21 protein-coding genes and 1 tRNA gene are annotated in these 20,773 nt (G+C 66.7%); 14 read left to right on the plus strand and 8 right to left on the minus strand.

The genetic code is table 11. The features are described 5' to 3' along the window. Positions 1–16: 16 nt before the first annotated feature. Both rapZ and H3O04_RS14945 read left to right on the plus strand, forming a co-directional pair. Positions 17–925: an RNase adapter RapZ gene (gene rapZ, locus H3O04_RS14940; protein ID WP_124477314.1), complete on the plus strand. Its 909-nt coding sequence runs from the start codon at positions 17–19 to the stop codon at positions 923–925. A 27-nt stretch (positions 926–952) separates the two neighbouring features. Next, positions 953–1,588, plus strand: coding sequence for an LON peptidase substrate-binding domain-containing protein (locus H3O04_RS14945; RefSeq protein ID WP_011546241.1), 636 nt, complete (start codon positions 953–955; stop codon positions 1,586–1,588). Positions 1,589–1,707: 119 nt separating this feature from the next. On the opposite strand, the gene mutY is transcribed toward H3O04_RS14945, so the two are convergent. Together mutY and mutM are read right to left on the minus strand one after the other, a co-directional pair. Then, a complete protein-coding gene (gene mutY, locus H3O04_RS14950) occupies positions 1,708–2,814 on the minus strand; it encodes an A/G-specific adenine glycosylase (RefSeq protein ID WP_011546242.1) in 1,107 nt (368 codons plus the stop codon). 24 nt (positions 2,815–2,838) lie between these two features. Beyond that, positions 2,839–3,666, minus strand: a complete 828-nt coding sequence (gene mutM / locus H3O04_RS14955; RefSeq protein ID WP_034174398.1) for a bifunctional DNA-formamidopyrimidine glycosylase/DNA-(apurinic or apyrimidinic site) lyase — start codon at positions 3,664–3,666, stop codon at positions 2,839–2,841. A 247-nt stretch (positions 3,667–3,913) separates the two neighbouring features. On the opposite strand from mutM, the gene H3O04_RS14960 reads away from it, so the two are divergent. The 8 genes from H3O04_RS14960 to hisC all read left to right on the plus strand — a co-directional run bounded on the left by H3O04_RS14960 (position 3,914) and on the right by hisC (position 11,073). Then, complete coding sequence (locus tag H3O04_RS14960; protein ID WP_202587962.1) at positions 3,914–5,737, plus strand: tetratricopeptide repeat protein; 1,824 nt, start codon at positions 3,914–3,916, stop codon at positions 5,735–5,737. Next, positions 5,737–6,357: a lipoprotein insertase outer membrane protein LolB gene (gene lolB / locus H3O04_RS14965; protein WP_202587963.1), complete on the plus strand. Its 621-nt coding sequence runs from the start codon at positions 5,737–5,739 to the stop codon at positions 6,355–6,357. The genes H3O04_RS14960 and lolB overlap by 1 nt, the downstream gene beginning before the upstream one ends. A gap of 27 nt (positions 6,358–6,384) precedes the next feature. Continuing rightward, entirely contained in the window at positions 6,385–7,266 is an 882-nt protein-coding gene (ispE, locus tag H3O04_RS14970; protein ID WP_124477315.1) for a 4-(cytidine 5'-diphospho)-2-C-methyl-D-erythritol kinase, read from the plus strand. 55 nt (positions 7,267–7,321) lie between these two features. Then, positions 7,322–7,398: transfer RNA gene (locus H3O04_RS14975), tRNA-Gln, on the plus strand. A gap of 44 nt (positions 7,399–7,442) precedes the next feature. Next, positions 7,443–8,405, plus strand: a complete 963-nt coding sequence (locus H3O04_RS14980) for a ribose-phosphate pyrophosphokinase (protein ID WP_006477778.1) — start codon at positions 7,443–7,445, stop codon at positions 8,403–8,405. A gap of 158 nt (positions 8,406–8,563) precedes the next feature. Beyond that, complete coding sequence (locus tag H3O04_RS14985) at positions 8,564–9,169, plus strand: 50S ribosomal protein L25/general stress protein Ctc (protein WP_011546248.1); 606 nt, start codon at positions 8,564–8,566, stop codon at positions 9,167–9,169. Between the two features lie 120 nt (positions 9,170–9,289). Further along, positions 9,290–9,889 (plus strand): aminoacyl-tRNA hydrolase, encoded by a 600-nt coding sequence (gene pth / locus H3O04_RS14990; protein WP_006477776.1) that lies wholly within the window; start codon positions 9,290–9,292, stop codon positions 9,887–9,889. Between the two features lie 116 nt (positions 9,890–10,005). After that, entirely contained in the window at positions 10,006–11,073 is a 1,068-nt protein-coding gene (hisC, locus tag H3O04_RS14995) for a histidinol-phosphate transaminase (RefSeq protein WP_185921004.1), read from the plus strand. A gap of 90 nt (positions 11,074–11,163) precedes the next feature. Here the strand turns inward: hisC and H3O04_RS15000 are convergent, their stop codons facing one another. From H3O04_RS15000 to rsmD, 3 genes are all read right to left on the minus strand, one after another. After that, on the minus strand, positions 11,164–11,430 hold the full coding sequence (locus H3O04_RS15000) for a YfhL family 4Fe-4S dicluster ferredoxin (protein WP_006477774.1): 267 nt from the start codon (positions 11,428–11,430) through the stop codon (positions 11,164–11,166). A 58-nt stretch (positions 11,431–11,488) separates the two neighbouring features. Continuing rightward, entirely contained in the window at positions 11,489–11,986 is a 498-nt protein-coding gene (gene coaD, locus H3O04_RS15005; RefSeq protein WP_006477773.1) for a pantetheine-phosphate adenylyltransferase, read from the minus strand. Positions 11,987–12,097: 111 nt separating this feature from the next. Beyond that, positions 12,098–12,712, minus strand: coding sequence for a 16S rRNA (guanine(966)-N(2))-methyltransferase RsmD (gene rsmD / locus H3O04_RS15010; RefSeq protein ID WP_012329248.1), 615 nt, complete (start codon positions 12,710–12,712; stop codon positions 12,098–12,100). A 216-nt stretch (positions 12,713–12,928) separates the two neighbouring features. Here rsmD and ftsY point away from each other — a divergent pair, with 216 nt between their 5' ends. Beyond that, entirely contained in the window at positions 12,929–14,086 is a 1,158-nt protein-coding gene (ftsY, locus tag H3O04_RS15015; protein ID WP_124477317.1) for a signal recognition particle-docking protein FtsY, read from the plus strand. Between the two features lie 95 nt (positions 14,087–14,181). On the opposite strand, the gene maiA is transcribed toward ftsY, so the two are convergent. After that, entirely contained in the window at positions 14,182–14,826 is a 645-nt protein-coding gene (gene maiA / locus H3O04_RS15020; RefSeq protein WP_034174396.1) for a maleylacetoacetate isomerase, read from the minus strand. 179 nt (positions 14,827–15,005) lie between these two features. Here maiA and ybiB point away from each other — a divergent pair, with 179 nt between their 5' ends. Both ybiB and leuA read left to right on the plus strand, forming a co-directional pair. Then, on the plus strand, positions 15,006–15,980 hold the full coding sequence (ybiB, locus tag H3O04_RS15025; RefSeq protein ID WP_011546254.1) for a DNA-binding protein YbiB: 975 nt from the start codon (positions 15,006–15,008) through the stop codon (positions 15,978–15,980). A 377-nt stretch (positions 15,981–16,357) separates the two neighbouring features. Continuing rightward, positions 16,358–18,004, plus strand: a complete 1,647-nt coding sequence (gene leuA, locus H3O04_RS15030; protein ID WP_202587964.1) for a 2-isopropylmalate synthase — start codon at positions 16,358–16,360, stop codon at positions 18,002–18,004. A gap of 143 nt (positions 18,005–18,147) precedes the next feature. On the opposite strand, the gene H3O04_RS15035 is transcribed toward leuA, so the two are convergent. Together H3O04_RS15035 and pagL are read right to left on the minus strand one after the other, a co-directional pair. Further along, on the minus strand, positions 18,148–18,531 hold the full coding sequence (locus tag H3O04_RS15035; protein WP_006477767.1) for a nuclear transport factor 2 family protein: 384 nt from the start codon (positions 18,529–18,531) through the stop codon (positions 18,148–18,150). Positions 18,532–18,576: 45 nt separating this feature from the next. Continuing rightward, positions 18,577–19,146 carry a lipid A 3-O-deacylase PagL gene (gene pagL, locus H3O04_RS15040; RefSeq protein WP_202587965.1) on the minus strand — a complete coding sequence of 190 codons (570 nt, stop codon included), beginning with the start codon at positions 19,144–19,146 and terminating at the stop codon, positions 18,577–18,579. A gap of 361 nt (positions 19,147–19,507) precedes the next feature. Between pagL and rpoH the strand changes: the two genes are divergently transcribed. Beyond that, positions 19,508–20,443 carry an RNA polymerase sigma factor RpoH gene (gene rpoH, locus H3O04_RS15045; protein ID WP_006477765.1) on the plus strand — a complete coding sequence of 312 codons (936 nt, stop codon included), beginning with the start codon at positions 19,508–19,510 and terminating at the stop codon, positions 20,441–20,443. Positions 20,444–20,773: the final 330 nt, after the last annotated feature.

The following is a 20,773-nucleotide window of genomic DNA, read 5'->3' on the forward strand; positions in this document are numbered from 1 at the left end:
AGGATTCTCTGTTCCCATGCGCATCGTCCTCATCACCGGCATCTCCGGCTCAGGCAAGTCCGTCGCGCTGAACGCGCTCGAAGACGCAGGTTATTACTGCGTCGACAACCTGCCGCCGCACGTGCTCCCCGAACTCGCCCGCTACCTCGCGCAGGACGGCCAGCGCCGGCTCGCGGTCGCGATCGACGCGCGCTCGAGCGCGTCGCTCGACGAAATGCCCGGGCTGATCCGCGAGCTGTCCCGCGAGCACGACGTGCGCGTGCTGTTCCTCAATGCGAGCACCCAGGCGCTGATCCAGCGCTTCTCCGAAACGCGCCGCCGCCATCCGTTGTCCGGCTCGCGGTCGCACGATGCGGACGTCGGCCTGCTGTCGTCGCTCGAGGAAGCGATCGAGCGCGAGCGCGAACTCGTCGCGCCGCTCGCCGAATTCGGCCACCAGATCGACACCAGCACGCTGCGCGCGAACGCGCTGCGCACCTGGGTCAAGCGCTTCATCGAGCAAAAGAACAACGACCTGATGGTGATGTTCGAATCGTTCGGCTTCAAGCGCGGCGTGCCGCTCGACGCCGATCTGATGTTCGACGTGCGCGTGCTGCCGAATCCGTACTACGACCACCAGTTGCGCCCGCTCACCGGGCTCGACCAGCCGGTCATCGCCTTTCTCGACGCACTGCCGATCGTCCATCAGATGATCGACGACATCCATGCGTTCCTGATGAAATGGCTGCCGCACTTCCGCGATGACAACCGCAGCTACCTGACCGTCGCCATCGGCTGCACGGGCGGCCAGCATCGCTCGGTGTTCATCGCGGAAACGCTCGCCGCGCGCCTCGCGCGCGACGCGAACGTGATCGTGCGGCATCGTGACGCGCCAGTGGATGTCGACGCGTCGTCGCGGCTCGTCTCCGAGGTCGACCGACCCTAGCGACACCCGCCCCCACGCCCGCGCGCCATGTCCTCCCTATCGACCACCCTGATCGACCTGCCGCTGTTTCCGCTGCACACGGTGCTGTTTCCCGGAGGGCTGCTCCCGCTCAAGGTGTTCGAGGCGCGCTATCTCGACATGTCGCGCGCATGCCTGCGCGACGACGCACCGTTCGGCGTGTGCCTGCTGAAGAGCGGGCCCGAAGTCGCGCAGGACGGCGCGGTGTCGGTGCCCGAAACCATCGGCTGCATGGCGCGCATCACCGAGTGCGATACCGGCGAATTCGGGATGCTATATCTGCAGGCGGTCGGCACGCAGCGTTTCGAGCTGCTGTCGTATCGCGTCGAAGGCAACGGGCTGCTGGTCGGCATCGCGGAGCCGCTGCCCGACGACATCCCGCTCGAAGGCGAACAGGCGCTCGCCCAGTTCGGCTCGTGCGCCGAGGTGCTCGAGCGCATCATCGACGCGCTGAAGAAGTCCGATCCGGAGAAAATGCCGTTCGGCGAACCGTTCCGCCTCGACGATCCGAGCTGGGTGTCGAATCGCCTCGCCGAGCTGCTGCCGCTCGACCTGCGCGCGCGGCAGAAGCTGATGGAGTTTCCGGACGTGGGCGCGCGCATCGACGCCGTGCACCACGTACTCGACCGGCACGGCTGGCTGTAACTGCCACTGCCGCGCCCGAGCCGCCGCGCATCGCGTGCCGCGCCCGCCCGACGACCTCTCCTGCGCGCGGCCACACGGCACCTTCCCAAACGCGGCCCGCGCCGCGCCCTTCCCGTTCGTTACAGCAGCGGCCCGCTCAGCGCATCGAGCAGCTTGCGCACGGGCGCCGGCACGCCGTACGCGTCGAGCCGGCTCAGCGGCACCCATGCGGTGTCTGCGTCGCGCGCCTGCGACGGCAGGCCACCGCCGTCCGCCAGATCGCTCAGCCGCGGCTCGATCTCGAGCCGGAAATGCGTGAACGTATGCGTGAGCGGCGCGAGCGGCACCGTGCCGCCGCCGCCGAAACCGCGCGCAAGCTCCGCGAGCGCGGCATCGCCGTCCGCTTGCGGCAGGCTCCACAGTCCGCCCCAGATGCCGGTCGGCGGCCTTCGCTCGAGCAGCACGGCGTCGCCGTCGCGCAGCACGAGCATCCAGGTCTTGCGTGTCGGCACGGCCTTCTTGGGCCGCGCGGCCGGCAGTTCGCGCTGGCGGCCGGTCGATTGCGCGACGCAGTCGCCCGCGAACGGGCAGCGTGCGCAGTCGGGCTTGCCGCGCACGCACAGCGTCGCGCCCAGATCCATCAGCCCCTGCGTATACGCGCTCACGTCGGCCGGGTTCGCGGCATCGGGCAGCAGCGATTCGGCGAGTGCCCACATGTCGTTCTCGACACGCTTCTCGCCCGGAAAGCCCTCGACGCCGAATACCCGCGCAAGCACGCGCTTCACGTTGCCGTCGAGGATCGTCGCGCGCGCACCGTACGCAAACGACGCGATCGCGGCGGCCGTCGAACGGCCGATGCCCGGCAGTTCGGCCAGCGCGTCGGGCGTCGCCGGAAACACACCGCCGTGCTCGGCGACGACGACCTGCGCGCAGCGGTGCAGGTTGCGCGCGCGCGAGTAGTAGCCAAGACCCGCCCACAACGCCATCACGTCGTCGCTCGGCGCGGCCGCGAGCGCGGCGACGTCCGGGAAGCGGTCGAGAAAGCGCGTGTAATACGGAATGACGGTCGATACCTGCGTCTGCTGCAGCATGATTTCCGACAGCCAGATCCGGTACGGATCGCGGGTGTTCTGCCATGGCAGGTCATGGCGGCCATGCGCGCGCTGCCACGCGACGAGACGTGTGGCGAACGTGCGGTGCAGCGGCGTGACGGGGAACGGAGCGGGGGCGATGCGGGGCGGCTTCAAGTTATCGAATTGTGGAAAAGGGTTTCAACGCTGGCACGTCGGGCAGAAATAGGTCGACCGCTGACCCTGCACGATCTGGCGAACCGGCGTGCCGCAAACGCGGCACGGCTGGCCGGCACGATCGTAGACGAAGCAATCGAGCTGGAAGTAGCCGCTTTCGCCGTTGCTGCCGACGAAATCGCGCAATGTGCTGCCGCCGCGCTCGATCGCGTCGGCGAGCGTCGCGCGCACCGCGTCGGCCAGCCGCTCGTAGCGCGGCAGCGAAACCTTGCCGGCGGCCGTCGTCGGACGGATGCCGGCGCGAAACAGGCTCTCCGACGCATAGATGTTGCCGACACCGACGACCATGTCGCCCGCGAGCAGCGCCTGCTTGACCGACACCGTACGGCCGCGCGTACGCGCATGCAGCAGCGCGCCGGTGAACGCCGGCGAGAACGGCTCGACGCCGAGGCTCGCGAGGAGCGGATGCGCATGCACGTCGCCTGCTTCGCGCGGGTGCCACAGCACGGCGCCGAAGCGGCGCGGATCGCGGAAGCGCAGCACGAATTCGTCGAAGATCCAGTCGACGTGGTCGTGCTTCGCGGCGACCGGCACGCCGGCCGCGGGCAGCACGCGCAGCGTGCCCGTCATCCCGAGATGGACGATGAACCAGCCCGCATCGACTTCGAACAGCAGGTACTTGCCGCGGCGCTCGACGGCGAGCACCTCGCGCGCGCGCAACTGCTCGGCGAGCCCCGCCGGCACGGGCCAGCGCAGCATCGCGGTACGGACGTCGACACGCTCGACGCGGCGGCCCGCGACAAAGGGCTCGATGCCCCGGCGCGTGACTTCGACTTCTGGCAACTCTGGCATGTTTTGCGGGTCTGAGGCTACGGTCTGTTTACAGGGTGAACGCGCATGCGTCGCCACGAGAACGGCCGTTCTCGCGGCGACCCCGAAATGAAACACGGGAATGCCCGAAATCGCCCGCCTGGCGGCACGCGAGGCGGGCGATTTCGGGCATTCGCATGGGGGTTCCACAGGTAAGCGGACCCTATCACGATCGTGCGTGTATTGTAGCGAGCGCGTTACAATCGGTTGAAACATCGAACGGATTTCCATGACCCTGCCCTCGAAGCTGCTTCAGGAGCGCCCCGCCGCCGTGCGCGGCGCGCGCGCCTTCCCGGTCCGCCGTGCACTCGGTGCCGCGCTGTTTGCCGTCTGGACCCTCACCGCCTTTCCGGCCCACGCGCAGGATCCGGCATCGGACGACGCGGAGCCGCAGGGTGCGTTCGAGCATGTGATGCCGGACGAGCAGAAGAATCTCCCCGGCGTGCCGCTGACGAGCCAGATCGTCTACCAGGTGCTCGCCGCCGAGGTCGCGCTCCAGCGCAACCAGCCGGCGCCGGCCTACCAGACCTACCTCGCGCTGGCCCGCGACACGCGCGATCCGCGCATGGCGCAGCGCGCGACCGAAATCGCGCTCGGCGCGCAGAGCCCGGCCGACGCGCTTTCCGCCGCGAACCTGTGGCGTCAGTACGCACCGGATTCGAACCGGGCGTCGCAGGTCGACGCCGCGCTGCTGGTGCTCGCCGGCAAGCCGGCCGACGCGCAGCCGATGCTCGCGCGCGAGCTGGCCCGCGCGAGCGGCGACACGCGCGGCCCCGCGATCCTCGCGCTGCAGGCGCTGCTGGTGCGCGGCCCCGACCGCGTCGGCGGCCTCGCGGTGCTGAAGGACATGCTGAAGAACGACATGAATCGCCCCGAGGCGCAGCTCGCGATCGCGCGGCAGCAGCTCGCGGTCGACGACAAGGACGGCGCCGCGCAGTCGCTGAAGCAGGCGCTGCAGCTCCGCCCCGACTACCTGCCGGCAGCGCTGATGCTGTCGCAGATGGGGCCGGCGGAACGTGCGGCGGGCATCGCGTCGTTCGAGAAGTATGTTCAGCAGAATCCGAAGTCGCGCGACGCGCGGCTGGCGCTCTCGCAGCTCTATCTCGCCGACGATCGCCTCGACGACGCGCAGAAGCAGTTCGAGACGATGCGCAAGCTCGACGCGAAGGACCCGACGCCGCTGATGGCGCTCGCGCTGATCAAGATCCAGCAGAAGAAACTCGACGAGGCGACCGGCTACCTGAAGCAGTACGTGCAGCTCGGCGACAAGCAGCTGAACCTCGACGTCGGCCAGGGCTACATCTACCTCGCGCAGATCGCGATCGACCAGAACAACGACGCGCAGGCGTCGCAATGGCTCGACAAGGTCGACCAGACGAGCCAGCACTACCTGCCCGCGCAGATCACGCGCGCGCAGCTGCTGCAGAAACAGGGCAAGACCGACGAGGCGCGCAAGGTGCTCGACAACCTGCCGATCTCGGATCCGCGCGACGCGGCCGTGGTGGCGCGCACCGATGCGTCGATCCTGTTCACCGCGAAGCGCTATCCGGAAGCGGAGGCGCGCCTCGGGCAGGCCGTCCAGGACTTCCCGGACGACCCCGACCTGCGCTACGACTACGCGATGGCGGCCGAAAAGACCGGCCACTACGCGACGATGGAAAAGCAGTTGCGCGAGCTGATCCGTACGCAGCCCGACAACCCGCAGGCCTACAATGCGCTCGGCTATTCGCTCGCCGATCGCAACCAGCGCCTGCCCGAGGCCAGCAAGCTGATCGACAAGGCGATGGCGCTCGCGCCGAACGACGCGTACATCATGGACAGCCTCGGCTGGGTGAAGTACCGGATGGGCGACACGGCCGGCGCGACGAAGGTGCTGCAGCGTGCATACGAGCTGCAGCCGAACGCCGAAATCGGCGCGCATCTCGGCGAAGTGCTGTGGAAGAGCGGCGCGCAGGACGACGCGCGCAACGCGTGGCGTGCCGCGCAGAAGCTCGAGCCCGACAACGAAACGCTCGTGCAGACGCTGAAACGCCTGCAGATCAACGGCCTCTGATGCAGATGTTCCCGATGTTTTCCCTGTCCTGCCGCGCGCAGCGCACGCTGGCCGCGGCCGGCGCGGCGCTCGCGCTCGCCGGCTGCGCGAGCACGCCGCCGTCGGCCAATGCACCGACTGGCGCCGTACTGCAAACGGCCGCAACGCATGCCTACCATGGCCGCTTCGCGGTGCGCTACCACGATCGTCTCGGCAACCCGCAGAACGTGTACGGCAACTTCGACTGGCAGGAGCACGGCGACGACGTGTCGCTCGAACTGCGCAGCCCGCTCGGCCAGACGCTCGCGGTCGTGAAGTCGACGCCGCGCGCGGCGTCGCTCGAATTGCCGAACCGGCCGACCCAATATGCGCCTGACGTCGGCGACCTGATGCAGAAGACGCTCGGCTTCGAGCTGCCGCTCGCGGGCCTGCGCTACTGGCTGCTGCCGACCGCCGCGCCCGCGACGCCCGCCGAAACCGTGCGCGACCCGGCCGACGGCACGCGCATCAAGCAGTTGCGCCAGGACGGCTGGACGATCGACTACCTTGCCTACGCGGATGCCCCGGCCACGGGCGTCAAACGCGTCAACCTCGTGCGCGCGACGCCGCCGCTCGACATCAAGCTCGTGCTCGATCAGTGAGCACGCGCGCCTAGCCCCGATACCCGCATGACCGATTCGACCCGCTCGCTGCGCAACTGCCTGGCGCCCGCGAAACTCAACCTGTTCCTGCACATCACCGGCCGTCGTCCGAACGGCTATCACGATCTGCAGAGCGTATTCCAGCTGCTGAACTGGGGCGACACGCTGCACTTCACGCTGCGCGACGACGGCCGCGTCGCACGCGTCACCGACGTGCCCGGCGTGCCCGAGGAAAGCGATCTCGTCGTGCGCGCGGCCAACCTGCTGAAAACGCATACGGGTACCGCGCACGGCGTCGACATCGAGATCGACAAGATCTTGCCGATGGGCGCCGGCCTCGGCGGCGGCAGCTCCGACGCGGCGACGACGCTGCTCGCGCTGAACCGCCTGTGGCAACTCGATTTGCCGCGCGCCGAGCTTCAGTCGCTCGCGGTCAAACTCGGCGCCGACGTCCCGTTTTTTATTTTTGGAAAAAATGCGTTCGCAGAGGGTATCGGAGAAGAATTAGCTGAGGTAGAATTGCCGACTCGCTGGTTCTTGGTTGTGACGCCACGCGTTCATGTCCCGACCGCTGAAATATTTTCAGATGAGTTGTTGACAAGAGATACGAAGCCCGTCACAATTGCTGACTTTCTTGCACAGCAAACCAGCGATGCGGAATGGCCAGATAGCTTCGGCCGGAACGATATGCAGGAAGTTGTAACAAGGAAGTACGCGGAAGTTGCGCAGGTGGTCAAATGGTTGTATGATGTGACCCCCGCGAGGATGACCGGCTCCGGAGCAAGCGTGTTTGCAGCGTTTCACAGCAAGCACGAGGCAGAAGCGGCGAAAGCCAAACTGCCCGCCAGTTGGAATGGCGCAGTTGCCGAGAGTCTGAACGAGCATCCGCTCTTCGCTTTCGCGTCATGAAGTTTTACTTTGCCGAACGGCCTACACAAGTTCGGTGAAGTTATCAGTTAAGTGTAGGGGAGTCGCCAAGTTGGTCAAGGCACCGGATTTTGATTCCGGCATGCGAGGGTTCGAGTCCTTCCTCCCCTGCCAAAAATTTTCCCGCATTTCCCGCCCAAGCCTGAAGCAGGTGCACGATGAGCAGCCACAGCCATGATGGCCTGATGGTCTTTACTGGCAACGCGAATCCCGCGCTCGCCCAGGAAGTCGTCAATATCCTTGGTATCCCCCTCGGCAAAGCAATGGTCAGCCGTTTCTCCGACGGCGAGATCCAGGTCGAGATCCAGGAAAACGTGCGCGGCAAGGACGTCTTCGTCCTGCAATCCACGTGCGCACCGGCGAACGACAACCTGATGGAACTGATGATCATGGTCGATGCGCTCAAGCGCGCATCCGCCGGCCGGATCACTGCTGCCATCCCCTACTTCGGCTATGCCCGTCAGGATCGTCGCCCGCGTTCGGCGCGTGTCGCGATCTCGGCGAAGGTCGTCGCGAACATGCTGGAAATCGCCGGCGTCGAGCGGATCATCACGATGGATCTGCACGCCGACCAGATTCAGGGCTTCTTCGACATCCCGGTCGACAACATCTACGCGACGCCGATCCTGCTGGGCGATCTGCGCAAGCAGAACTACTCGGATCTGCTCGTCGTGTCGCCGGACGTCGGCGGCGTGGTGCGCGCCCGGGCACTCGCGAAGCAGCTCAACTGCGATCTCGCGATCATCGACAAGCGTCGCCCGAAGGCGAACGTCGCCGAAGTGATGAACATCATCGGTGAAGTCGAAGGCCGCACCTGCGTGATCATGGACGACATGGTCGATACGGCCGGCACGCTCTGCAAGGCCGCGCAAGTCCTGAAGGATCGCGGCGCGAAGCAGGTGTTCGCGTACGCGACGCACCCCGTGCTGTCGGGCGGCGCCGCGGATCGCATCGCCGCGTCGGAACTCGACGAGCTGGTCGTCACCGATACGATTCCGCTGTCGGCCGAATCGCTGGCGTGCTCGAAGATCCGCTCGCTGACGAGCGCGAGCCTGCTGGCCGAGACGTTCTCGCGGATTCGCCGAGGCGATTCGGTGATGTCGCTGTTCGCGGAATCCTGATCGCGAATCGACGGAACGAAGCATGCGCAGAAAGCGAAGCGGCAACGCTTCGCTTTTTGCACAATCGGACGGGATAGACGAAACCCCGGCCGTTTCATCGGGGGCCGCTTGATGGCCCCGTTTTACTGCCTGGTCGCGGGCAGCAAATGGAGAATCACATGAAAGTCGTCGCTTTCGAGCGCCAACAGCAAGGTACGGGTGCGAGCCGCCGCCTGCGCAACGCCGGTAAGACCACGGGTATCGTCTACGGTGGCGAAGCAGCCCCGCAAAAGATCGAACTGGATCACAACGCGCTGTGGCATGCACTGAAGAAGGAAGCCTTCCACTCGTCGATCCTCGACCTGGAAGTGGCTGGCCAGTCGCAACAGGTTCTGCTGCGCGACGTGCAATACCACCCGTTCAAGCAACTCGTGCTGCACGTTGACTTCCAGCGCGTCGACGCGAAGAAGAAGCTGCACACGAAGGCACCGCTGCACTTCCTGAACGCAGAAGTCAGCCCGGCCGTGAAGCTGTCGAGCGCGATCGTTTCGCACGTCGCAACGGAAATCGAAATCGAGTGCCTGCCGGCCGACCTGCCGGAGTTCCTCGAAGTCGACCTGTCGAAGATCGAAGCCGGTCAGTCGCTGCACGCGAAGGACATCGCGCTGCCGAAGGGCGTCGCGCTGGTCGCGCACGTCGACGCGGAAAACCCGGTCATCGCTTCGGCGACGGTCCCGGCTGGCGCCGTGTCGGACGCAGCAGAAGGCGAAACGCCGGCTGCTTAAGCGGCTGCGTACGCGCTCCATCGATCCGTTTCACGAAACGGTCGACGCAACCCGCCGCGGCTTGCCCGGCGGGTTTTTCTTTTTCTGCGCCCAGGCGGCTGCCGCCGCCTTCGAAACGTCATGATCAAACTGATCGTCGGCCTCGGCAATCCCGGGGCGGAATACACCGCGACGCGCCACAACGCCGGCTTCTGGCTGATCGACCAGCTCGCCCGCGAAGCCGGCACGACGCTGCGCGACGAACGCCGCTTTCACGGCTTCTATGCGAAAGCACGCCTGCATGGTGAGGAAGTTCATCTGCTCGAGCCGCAGACCTACATGAACCGCTCCGGCCAGTCGGTCGTCGCGCTCGCGCAATTCTTCAAGATCCTGCCCGACCAGATCCTCGTCGCGCACGACGAGCTCGACCTGCCGCCCGGCACCGTGAAGCTGAAGCTCGGCGGCGGCAGCGGTGGCCACAACGGGCTGAAGGACATCACCGCGCACCTGTCGTCGCAGCAATACTGGCGGCTGCGGATCGGCATCGGCCACCCGCGCGACCTGATCCCGGAAAGCGCGCGCGCCGGCGCGAAGCCCGACGTCGCGAACTTCGTGCTGAAACCGCCGCGCCGCGAGGAACAGGACGTGATCGACGCATCGATCGAACGCGCGCTTGCCGTGATGCCGATGGTCGTCAAGGGCGAACTCGACCGCGCGACGATGCAGCTGCATCGCAACTGACCGCACGCGCACCGGCCTGGCGCGTCGGCCGGCCGGCGCAACCGGGCGGTCTCGCCCGCCCCACCGCGACGCGCACATGCGGTAATCTGGACGCTTTGCCCGACAGGAGCCAAGCGGTGAGCCGTTACTGGAGCGACGTCGTTCAGCAACTCGTGCCTTACGTGCCGGGCGAACAGCCCGCGCTCGCGCACCCCGTCAAGCTGAACACCAACGAGAATCCCTATCCGCCGTCGCCGCGTGTCGTCGCGGCAATCGCACGCGAACTCGGCGAGACCGGCGACACGCTGCGCCGCTATCCGGACCCGGTCGCGCGCGCACTGCGCGAGACGGTCGCGGCCCATCACCGCATCCAGCCCGAACAGGTGTTCGTCGGCAACGGCTCCGACGAGGTGCTCGCGCACGCGTTCCAGGCGCTGCTCAAGCACGACCGGCCGCTGCGCTTTCCCGACATCACGTACAGCTTCTACCCGACCTACGCGCGCCTGTACGGCGTCGACACCACGGTCGTGCCGCTCGCGGACGATTTCTCGATCCGCGTCGACGACTATCTCGACGACGTCGGCGGCGTGCTGTTTCCGAACCCGAATGCGCCGACCGGGCGCGCGCTGCCGCTTGCTGACGTCGAGCGGATCGCGGCCGCGAATCCGTCGTCGGTGGTCGTGATCGACGAAGCGTACGTCGATTTCGGCGCGCAGTCGGCCATTACGCTGATCGACCGTCATCCGAACCTGCTCGTCGTGCATACGACGTCGAAGGCGCGCTCGCTCGCGGGCATGCGTGTCGGCTTCGCGTTCGGCGACGTGGCGCTGATCGACGCGCTGAACCGCGTGAAGGACAGCTTCAACTCGTACCCGCTCGACCGGCTCGCACAGGTTGCCGCTCAGGCCGCGTACGAAGACACCGACTATTTCAACGCCACCTGCCGACGCGTGATCGACAGCCGGGCGCGGCTCACGCATGCGCTCGACGCACTCGGCTTCGAGATCGTGCCGTCGGCCGCGAATTTCGTGTTCGCGCGCCATCCCGCGCACGATGCGGGCGCGATCGCGGCCAAGCTGAAGGAACGGGAAATTTTCGTGCGGCACTTCCGGCTGCCGCGGATCGACCAGCATCTGCGCATCACCGTCGGCACCGATGCCGAATGCGATGCACTCGTCGCGGCGTTGCGCGAGTTGCTGGCCTGACACGGAAGAACCGGCGCCGGGCGGCGCCGATCTGAAAGAAAGCGCGACGCGCGCGCCCCTCAATCGAAGCGCGCGCGCGTCAGCGCAGGATCACGACGCGTCGTCGCCCTTCACGGCGATCAACGCGTGGTACTTCTCCATCAATTGCGCGTGCGATTCGTCATGCTGCGGATCGCGCGGAATGCACTCGACCGGACACACCTGCTGGCACTGCGGTTCGTCGAAATGGCCGACGCACTCGGTGCACTTGTTCGGGTCGATCACGTAGATATCCGGGCCCATCGAAATCGCGCCGTTCGGGCACTCGGGCTCGCACACGTCGCAATTGATGCACTCGTCGGTAATCATCAAAGCCATACTGATCTCACTTCTTCAGGCCGGCGGCCGGCTTCGCGACGAAACCGGCCGCGCCGCATCACGCGGCCGGGCCTCCCATCGCGGTGACTTTCTCGGTCAGCCACTTCTCGACGGACGGAAACACGAATTTGCTGACATCGCCGCCCAACTGCGCGATTTCGCGCACGATCGTTCCCGAGATGAACTGGTACTGGTCGGACGGCGTCATGAACATCGTCTCGACGTCGGGCAGCAGATAGCGGTTCATGCCCGCCATCTGGAACTCGTATTCGAAATCGGACACGGCGCGCAGCCCGCGCACGATCACGCGCGCATTGTTGACGCGGACGAAATCCTTCAGGAGACCGGTGAAACTCATCACCTTCACGTTCGGGTAATGGCCGAGCACCTCGTTCGCAATCGTCAGACGTTCTTCGAGCGAGAAAAACGGCTTTTTCGCGCGGCTGTCGGCAACGCCCACCACCAGCGTATCAAAAATGCTCGACGCACGCCGCACGAGGTCTTCGTGCCCGCGCGTCAGCGGATCGAACGTACCGGGATACACGGCGACTACCATGTCGCTCCTCCTGTCATCACGCAAACGGGATGGCAGCCGTGCGATGCACGCGCCGCTGCCGAGATGGGCATGCGTCGCCTTTGCGGCGCGCCGCCTCGTATGGAACGCGCATTATTCATCATTTTCGCGGCGCAGCAAATGATAGTGAACCGCACCGGCCTTGCCGTGCTTCACCACCTGCCAGCCCGCCAGCGCGTCGTGCGCGGCCGGGTCGAGTTCCGCCCCCGTTTCGACGTAGAGCGCGCCGCCCGCCGCGACGAGCGGCGCCGACAGCGCGATCGCGCGCTCGAGCGCGGCCAGGTCGTCGAACGGCGGATCGAGGAACACGACGTCGAACGCGCCCGGCGTGAGCCCGGCCGCGAGCCGCAGCGCATCGGCTTCGGCAACCTCGACCGAACGGGCGCCGAGCTTGTCCTTGATCGCACGCAGCTGCTGCGCGGCGCGCGGATGGCGCTCGACCATCACGACGCTCGCCGCGCCGCGCGACGCGGCTTCGAAGCCGAGCGCGCCGGTGCCCGCGAACAGGTCGAGGCAGCGCCAGCCTTCGAGATCCTGGCCGAGCCAGTTGAACAGCGTCTCGCGCACGCGATCGGGGGTCGGGCGCAGGCCGTCGAGATCGAGCACCGCGAGCGGCGTGCGTTTCCAGTCGCCGCCGATGATGCGGATCGTGTGCGGCTTGCCGCGACTGGACGGGGCCGCGGGGCGGCCGGAAGAGGAACGGGACATACGGGATATCGACGACGGAGGAACCGGGCGCGCGCAGGGGCACGCCGCCAAACAGGCGCACGTTACCACAGCGGCGACGCGCACTGACGCGAGGGCCACGCCGCACTGATAAAATGCACGGTTTCGGCCGCCGTGCGCCGCGCCCGCGCGAACGCAGAACGGCCCGTCCGGCGCCCCGCTCCCGGCGGCGGCCCGCCCTCTTCCCGACGTCAGACCATGTTCAGTTTCTTCAAACGATTCAAGAAAACGCAGGAGCCCGATCCGGCGGAATCGCAATCGGCCGACGCGCAGCAAACGGACGAAGCGGCCGAAGCGGCGCCCGTGCTCGACGCGCCGCCCGCGGCCGACGTGCCGCAGGCGAGCGCGCAACCGGCCGCGCCGGCCGTCGTGATGACGGTCACGCCGACCAACGACGGCCGCGACGAAGTCGTCGAGACGGTCGAGATCGTCCCGCCGCCGCTGCAGGACGCGTCCGCGAAGAAGTCGTGGCTCGCGCGCCTGAAAACGGGGCTCGCGAAGACGGGTTCGAGCATCACCGGCGTGTTCGTCAACACGAAGATCGACGAGGATCTGTACGAGGAGCTCGAAACCGCGCTGCTGATGTCCGACGCGGGCGTCGACGCGACCGAATACCTGCTCGACGCGCTGCGCGAGAAGGTGCGCGCGGGCCGGCTGACCGATCCGCAACAGGTGAAGGATGCGCTGCACGACCTGCTCGTCGAGCTGCTGACGCCGCTCGAGAAATCGCTGATGCTCGGCCGCGCGCAGCCGCTCGTGATGATGATCACCGGCGTGAACGGCGCGGGCAAGACGACCAGTATCGGCAAGCTCGCGAAGCATCTGCAGAGCTTCGACCAGTCGGTGCTGCTGGCCGCCGGCGACACGTTCCGCGCGGCCGCGCGCGAACAGCTGGCGGTCTGGGGCGAGCGCAACAACGTGACGGTCGTGCAGCAGGAAAGCGGCGATCCGGCCGCGGTGATCTTCGACGCGGTCAGCGCCGCGCGGGCGCGCAAGATCGACGTGATGATGGCCGACACGGCTGGCCGCCTGCCGACGCAGCTTCATCTGATGGAAGAATTGAAGAAGGTGAAGCGCGTGATCGCGAAGGCGCACGACGGCGCGCCGCACGAGGTGCTGCTGGTGATCGACGCGAACACCGGCCAGAACGCGCTCACGCAGGTGAAGGCCTTCGACGACGCGCTGGGCCTGACCGGCCTGATCGTCACGAAGCTCGACGGCACCGCGAAGGGCGGGATTCTCGCCGCGATCGCGCGGCAACGGCCGGTGCCCGTCTACTTCATCGGCGTCGGCGAGAAGGTCGAGGACCTGCAGCCGTTCAGCGCGGTGGAATTCGCGGACGCGCTGCTCGGCTGAACGCCGCCGGCTCGCATCGCACGGGGCGCCTTCGGGCGCCCTTTTTCATGCGCGCCCGATCCTGCCCGCCACGGGCCGCGGCGCGCATTCCGCGCTCATTCCGCGTCCGGCTGCACGCCCGGCTCGGCGGCCTTGAACGCATCGATCGTCGCCGCATGGTCGACGATCCGCTGGATCGTCGGGAAACGCGTCGTGTCGATCGAGAAGCGGTTCGCGTTGAACACCTGCGGCACGAGGCACACGTCGGCGAGCGTCGGCGTGTCGCCGAAGCACAGCTTGCCGGTGCGCGGATCGTTCGCGAGACGGGTCTCGAGCGTGTCGAAGCCCGCCTCGATCCAGTGCCGGTACCACGCGTTCTTTGCGTCCTCGGGCACCTTCAGCGTGTGCTTCAGGTACTTCAGCACGCGCAGGTTGTTGAGCGGGTGGATTTCGCAGGCGATCTGCAGCGCGACCGCCCGCACATAGGCACGATCGACCGGCTGCTTCGGCAGCAACGGGGGCTCGGGATGGGTTTCGTCGAGATATTCGATGATCGCGAGCGACTGCTGCAGCGTCGCGTCGCCATCGATCAGCGTCGGCACGACCGCATCCGGATTCAGCGCGCGGTACGCGTCCTTCAGTTGCTCGCCGCCGTCGCGCAGCATGTGCACGGGAGCATAGTCGAACGGCAGCTGCTTGAGGTTCAGGGCAATCCGCACGCGGTACGACGCGGAACTGCGGAAATAGCTGTAGAGCTTCATGGGATGTCTCTCTTTGGTCGTATTCGGCCGGCGGCGGCATGGGCGCGGCGCAGCGGCGCGCGTGCCGCCGGGAACCAGAGTGTAGCGCGGCACGATGCGCGGCCGCGCCCGTGCGATACTCGGGGCATTCCTTACCGCTCACCGCGCGGCCCGATGCCGGCCGGCCGCCCCACGTTCCGATGACCGCTTCCCACGATCCCGCCGCCGCTCCGTTCCCTTGCGCCCGCTTCATCAAGGAAATCGGCCGCGGCCCGAACGGCGCGCGCGCCCTGTCCGCCGAGGACACGTTCGCGCTCTATCGCGCGATGCTCGATGCGCGCGTGTCGGACGTCGAACTCGGCGCGATCCTGATTGCCTATCGGCTGAAGGGCGAATCCGCCGACGAGCTGGCCGCGATGCTCGCCGCCGCGCAGGCGTCGTTCGAGCCCGTGCACGTACAGGACGCCGCGTTCCGCCCGGTGTCGATCCCGAGCTACAACGGTGCGCGCAAGCAACCGAACCTCGTGCCGCTGCTCGCGCTGCTGCTCGCGCGCGAAGGCGTGCCGGTGCTGGTGCACGGGGTGGAGCAAGACCCGGGCCGCGTGACGAGCGCCGAGATCTTCTCGGCGCTGTCGCTCGCGCCGTCGACGTCGCACGACGCGATCGAGGATACGCTCGCCGAACGTCGCGTCGCGTTCGCGCCGATCGACGTGCTGGCGCCGCGCATCGCGCGCCTGCTGTCGATGCGCGGCGTGCTGGGCGTACGCAACTCCACGCATACGCTCGTGAAGATCCTGCAACCGTTCGCGCCGGCCGGGCTGCGGCTCGTCAACTACACGCATCCGCCGTACCGCGACAGCCTCGCGCAGTTGTTCCGCGATCATCCGGACGCCGCGCTCGGCGGCGCGCTGCTCGCGCGCGGCACCGAAGGCGAAGCGGTGGCCGACACGCGGCGCCAGGTGCAGGTCGACTGGCTGCACGACGGCGTGTGCGACACGCTGATCGACGCCGAGCGTTCGTCGACCGACGCGCCACCGGTCGCGCTGCCCGAGTCGCGCGATGCGGCGACCACGGCCGCGTGGACGGACGCCGTGCTGCGCGGCGAGGTGCCGGTGCCCGACACCGTGGCGCGGCAGGTCGCGACGATCGTGCAGATCGCCCGCATCGCGCGCTGACGGCGCGACGACGACCTGCCCCTTTATCCCGACATTTGACACGCGGGCGCATCCTGGCATAGAGTGACCGTCATGCGTTCCTTTCCGAACCCCCTCCGAATTACCTCCGGCCGCCTAGCGCGGCCGCTATCGCTACGACTAGCCTAAGGCTGTCGTAGCGCCGTGTGCTGTCCGCACGGTCCTCCCAGCAGTTCCTCGCAGTACCCCTCTCGCAGTTTTTACAACCCGAAGTCGTCAGCATTCGTCCGTCCATCCGTCGGCCGATTCGCGAAGATCATCTGCATCCGTGGCGCCATCGCGCGCCGGGTGCGAGGCAGCGCCAACCGTCGCCCATGCCGCCCGTCTTCGCTCGCGACTTGAGACCCGAGGTCCAGAAGATGATGCGCAATCCGCAAGACAAATACCGTCCGTTCGAGCCCGTCCGCCTCAATGGCCGCCGCTGGCCGGCCCGCACCATCGAGCGTGCGCCCGTGTGGATGAGCACCGACCTGCGCGACGGCAACCAGTCGCTGATCGAGCCGATGAGCATCGAGCAGAAGCTCGAGTTCTTCGAAATGCTGGTCGCCATCGGGTTCAAGGAGATCGAAGTCGGTTTTCCGTCGGCGTCGCAAACCGACTTCGATTTCGTGCGCAAGCTGATCGACGACAAGCGGATTCCCGACGACGTGACGATCGAGGTGCTCGTGCAGTCTCGCGAAGACCTGATCGCCCGCACCTTCGATGCGCTCGAAGGCGTGCCGCGCGCGATCGTGCACCTGTACAACGCGGTGTGCCCGTCGTTCCGCCGCATCGTGTTCGGGATGTCGAAGAACGACGTAAAGGCGCTCGCGATCGACGGCACGCGCATCATCAAGGCACACGCGGCCGCGCGCCCCGATACCCGCTGGACCTTCCAGTACTCGCCGGAAACCTTCAGCATGACCGAGCTGACGTTCGCGCGCGAGATCTGCGACGCGGTCGCGCAGACGTGGCGCCCGACCCGCGACCACAAGATGATCGTCAACCTGCCGGCCACCGTCGAGGCCGCGACCCCGAACGTGTTCGCCGACCAGATCGAATGGATGGACCGCAACCTCGCGTATCGCGACAGCATCGTGCTGTCCGTGCATCCGCACAACGATCGCGGCACCGCGGTCGCGGCGGCCGAACTCGCGCTGCTCGCGGGCGCCGACCGCATCGAGGGCTGCCTGTTCGGCAACGGCGAGCGCACCGGCAACGTCGATCTCGTCACGCTCGCGTTGAACCTCTACACGCAAGGCATCGACCCGGGCCTCGATTTCTCCGACATCGACGCCGTGCGCCGCGTCGTGGAGCGCTGCAACCAGATTCCCGTGCATCCGCGCCACCCGTACGCGGGCGACCTCGTGTTCACCGCGTTCTCGGGCTCGCACCAGGATGCGATCCGCAAGGGTTTCGCGCAGCAGCGCCCCGAGGCGATCTGGGAGGTCCCGTACCTGCCGATCGACCCGGCCGACCTCGGCCGCAGCTATGACGCGGTGATCCGCGTGAACAGCCAGTCCGGCAAGGGCGGCGCGACGTTCCTGCTCGAACGCGGGATGGGCTTCACGCCGACGCGCCGCGTCCAGATCGAATTCAGCCATGCGGTGCAGACGCTCGCCGACGCGTCGGGCGAGGAAGTGACGGGCGACGCGATCTGCGCGCTGTTCTCCCGCGAATTCTTCGAGACCGACGGCCCGGCCGCACGCCACGGCGGCGGCGCGCGCTGGCAAAACCGCGAGATCGCGGTGGCGCCCGCCGCCGACGCGACGCCCGACGACGCCGTGCGACGTTTCGCCGCGGCATTCGCGGCGGCCGCCGGCGCCGCGATCGACGTCGCGTCGTGCGAACACACGCGCACCGCGGACGGCCGGATCGCGGTATCGGTCGGCTGCCGGGTCGGCGACGCGCCGCTGCGGCACGGGGTCGGCGTGCACGCCGATGCGGCGAGCGCGGCACTCGATGCGGTCGTCAGCGCGATCAACCGCTCGGCATGGCACTGCGCCGATCGACGCGCGGCGGCCTGAGCGCCGGGCTTCGATGCAGGGTTGAAAGGTCAGCGAGCGGTGCGTGACCGCCCGTGCGCCGCGCGATCCGCGCCGCACGAGGCAGCAAAAAGCGGCTCAGAAGGCCGCTTCGGTCGGGACATGAAAAGGCGCGGCACCCGCGCTCACGTCTCGGTCGCGCACCGCGTCGCCTGCCACGCGAACAGGCACCAGCGGCCCTGGTCGTGCGTGTGGACGGACGTATAGGCAATCGGGAAGACGAGGCCGCCGTTGTTCGTTTCCATCTCGATCAACGCGCGGCCGGTGACGACGCAGGTCTCGTCGCCGACCGGCAGCACGTCCTGCGACTGGATTTCGATCTGGCGATAGCGGCGGCGGCCGGCGACGATGGCGTCGATGAACTGCTGCTTGGTTTCGCGCTTGCCGTTGGTGTGGACGAAAAACACCTTGTCCGACAGCAGCGCGGCGAGCGCCTCCCCGTCGCCGTCCACCATCGCCCGGAACCGGTCGCGCTCGAGCGCGCGGATCGCATCGACCACCTTCGCCATCGCCTGACTCCTCGGCAACGCGCCCGCCTTGCACGGGCGTACGGATCAGAAGTTGTACTGCAGGTAGAACTGGTGGAAATTTATACCAGGATTCGGCTCTTTGATACCCGCGTTAGACACATGTTCGAACCGGTAGCCGACCTGATACTGTTGCCGTTGGCCGAACTGCACGCCCACGCCGCCCGTCGGCGCGAACTGGAACGCCGTCGACAGCGAGAAATTGTCCGAGATCGTCGGGTGCGTCAGAAGCCGGACGCCGCCGCCCGCCTCGATGAACGGGCGAATCTGCCCGCTGCTCTTGATGAAACGGAACATCGGCGTGACGCCGAACTCGCCGATGTTGCCATGGACGTTGCCGCCCGTGTGCCAGTAGCCGGCGTGCCCTTCGACGACGAACGCGAAGTGCCAGCCGCCGATTTCCCACCAGTTCCAGCCCGGGTCCCACACCACGCCCATATCGGCCTTGTCGATCCCGCGACGATCCGAAAACCCGCCGCCCGCCTGGATCCCCCATCGATCCGCGAAAGCCGCAGCGGATCCGCCCAGAAGAGACGCTGCCAGCATCGCATGCAGCACCAGCCGGCTGCCGGGCCGGCGATTCTTCTTATTGTTCATCTGACACTCCAACTTTGTGGGTTGAATGGAGCCTGCCGCAACGGCCGGGCCCGAGCGAACTGAATGGTATGGTAAAGGACTTTTCGGATCGGCATCACGAAGCGAAATTGTTTGCTTCCAAAACGACAAAAATCGAAATCGTCTACTGATTCCCATCAGAAACAACGGGTTACGGAACTTCGTGGCCCCGCCCCTGTCGCAGAATAGACTATCGACTCAACCGGTTCGATAGAAAAACGGGGAACTCCGATGCCCCCGCCCGCTCTAAGGAATTAGCACTCGTATTGCGGGAGTGCTAAGATGACCCACGGAATCTCATTCGAGACCGGGGGCTTGTCCCTGATTCCAAAGGAGTTTTTTAGTGAGCCACGCCCTGACCCTCCCGAACACGCTGAGCCCGACGCCGGCCAAGGCCGAATCGGCAGGCTCGCTGGCGCTCGCAGCCCAATCGATGTTGCCCGGCCAGCTCGGCAACATCGACGCGTACATCCAGGCCGTCAATCGCATTCCGCTGCTGACCGCCGAAGAGGAACGCCGCTACGCAACCGAATTCCGCGAGGACAACAACCTCGACGCGGCGCGCCGCCTCGTGCTGTCGCACCTGCGTCTCGTCGTGTCGATCGCGCGCAACTATCTCGGCTACGGCCTGCCGCACGGCGACCTGATCCAGGAAGGCAACATCGGCCTGATGAAAGCCGTGAAGCGGTTCGACCCGGCGCAAAACGTGCGCCTGGTGTCGTATGCGATTCACTGGATCAAGGCCGAGATCCACGAGTACATCCTGCGCAACTGGCGCATGGTGAAGGTCGCGACCACGAAGGCGCAGCGCAAGCTGTTCTTCAACCTGCGCAGCCACAAGAAGAGCATGCAGGCGATGACGCCCGAGGAAATCGACGGCCTCGCGCAGGAGCTCAACGTCAAGCGCGAGGAAGTCACCGAGATGGAAACGCGCCTGTCGGGCGGCGACATCGCGCTCGAAGGCCAGGTGGAAGACGGCGAGGAGTCGTACGCGCCGATCGCCTACCTGGCCGACTCGCACAACGAGCCGACCGCCGTGCTGGCCGCACGTCAACGCGACATGCTGCAGACGGACGGCATCGCGCAGGCGCTCGACGCGCTCGACGCGCGCAGCCGCCGCATCATCGAGGCGCGCTGGCTGCACGTCGACGACGATGGCTCGGGCGGCTCGACGCTGCACGATCTCGCCGCCGAGTTCGGTGTGTCGGCGGAACGCATCCGCCAGATCGAAGCGAGCGCGATGAAGAAGATGCGCACGGCCCTCGCCGAATACGCGTAAATCCCGGCGATTTAGAGCGCTTCATCGAAAACCGCTGCCTGCCCGGCAGCGGTTTTTTTTCGTCCGTTTTTCCGCTGCTTTTCCCCCGCTTTTCAACGCGCTTCACGCTCCGTTTCTTCGCCGATTAATTGACCTGATTCATCGGGTATTACGCCATTTGCGGTGCCCTTCCGCATAACCTTGATCCACCTCAATTTTTACCCCACGTTTCGCGACGGTCTGCCGCAGCGCAGCACTCGGCATCGGAAAGCAGTCCTTTTAAAATTGGCATGTCAGGCGCAAAAGGATTAAAACAGCTTCACGGCCGTCATAAATCCGACGTAAAGTCGC

The organism is Burkholderia sp. KCJ3K979, assembly GCF_016759955.1.
GTDB classification, from domain to species: Bacteria; Pseudomonadota; Gammaproteobacteria; order Burkholderiales; family Burkholderiaceae; genus Burkholderia; species Burkholderia orbicola.

Coding starts and splice junctions, on each gene's coding strand:
- H3O04_RS15035 (WP_006477767.1), bottom strand. CDS start 18,531: ATGGCGAAGGTGGTCGATGCGATCCGCGCGCTCGAGCGCGACCGGTTC.
- H3O04_RS14985 (WP_011546248.1), top strand. CDS start 8,564: ATGAAAGTCGTCGCTTTCGAGCGCCAACAGCAAGGTACGGGTGCGAGC.
- coaD (WP_006477773.1), bottom strand. CDS start 11,986: ATGGTAGTCGCCGTGTATCCCGGTACGTTCGATCCGCTGACGCGCGGG.
- H3O04_RS15000 (WP_006477774.1), bottom strand. CDS start 11,430: ATGGCTTTGATGATTACCGACGAGTGCATCAATTGCGACGTGTGCGAG.
- rapZ (WP_124477314.1), top strand. CDS start 17: ATGCGCATCGTCCTCATCACCGGCATCTCCGGCTCAGGCAAGTCCGTC.
- pth (WP_006477776.1), top strand. CDS start 9,290: ATGATCAAACTGATCGTCGGCCTCGGCAATCCCGGGGCGGAATACACC.
- mutM (WP_034174398.1), bottom strand. CDS start 3,666: ATGCCAGAGTTGCCAGAAGTCGAAGTCACGCGCCGGGGCATCGAGCCC.
- ispE (WP_124477315.1), top strand. CDS start 6,385: ATGACCGATTCGACCCGCTCGCTGCGCAACTGCCTGGCGCCCGCGAAA.
- pagL (WP_202587965.1), bottom strand. CDS start 19,146: ATGAACAATAAGAAGAATCGCCGGCCCGGCAGCCGGCTGGTGCTGCAT.
- H3O04_RS14945 (WP_011546241.1), top strand. CDS start 953: ATGTCCTCCCTATCGACCACCCTGATCGACCTGCCGCTGTTTCCGCTG.
- ftsY (WP_124477317.1), top strand. CDS start 12,929: ATGTTCAGTTTCTTCAAACGATTCAAGAAAACGCAGGAGCCCGATCCG.
- maiA (WP_034174396.1), bottom strand. CDS start 14,826: ATGAAGCTCTACAGCTATTTCCGCAGTTCCGCGTCGTACCGCGTGCGG.
- H3O04_RS14980 (WP_006477778.1), top strand. CDS start 7,443: ATGAGCAGCCACAGCCATGATGGCCTGATGGTCTTTACTGGCAACGCG.
- leuA (WP_202587964.1), top strand. CDS start 16,358: ATGATGCGCAATCCGCAAGACAAATACCGTCCGTTCGAGCCCGTCCGC.
- H3O04_RS14960 (WP_202587962.1), top strand. CDS start 3,914: ATGACCCTGCCCTCGAAGCTGCTTCAGGAGCGCCCCGCCGCCGTGCGC.
- ybiB (WP_011546254.1), top strand. CDS start 15,006: ATGACCGCTTCCCACGATCCCGCCGCCGCTCCGTTCCCTTGCGCCCGC.
- lolB (WP_202587963.1), top strand. CDS start 5,737: ATGCAGATGTTCCCGATGTTTTCCCTGTCCTGCCGCGCGCAGCGCACG.
- rsmD (WP_012329248.1), bottom strand. CDS start 12,712: ATGTCCCGTTCCTCTTCCGGCCGCCCCGCGGCCCCGTCCAGTCGCGGC.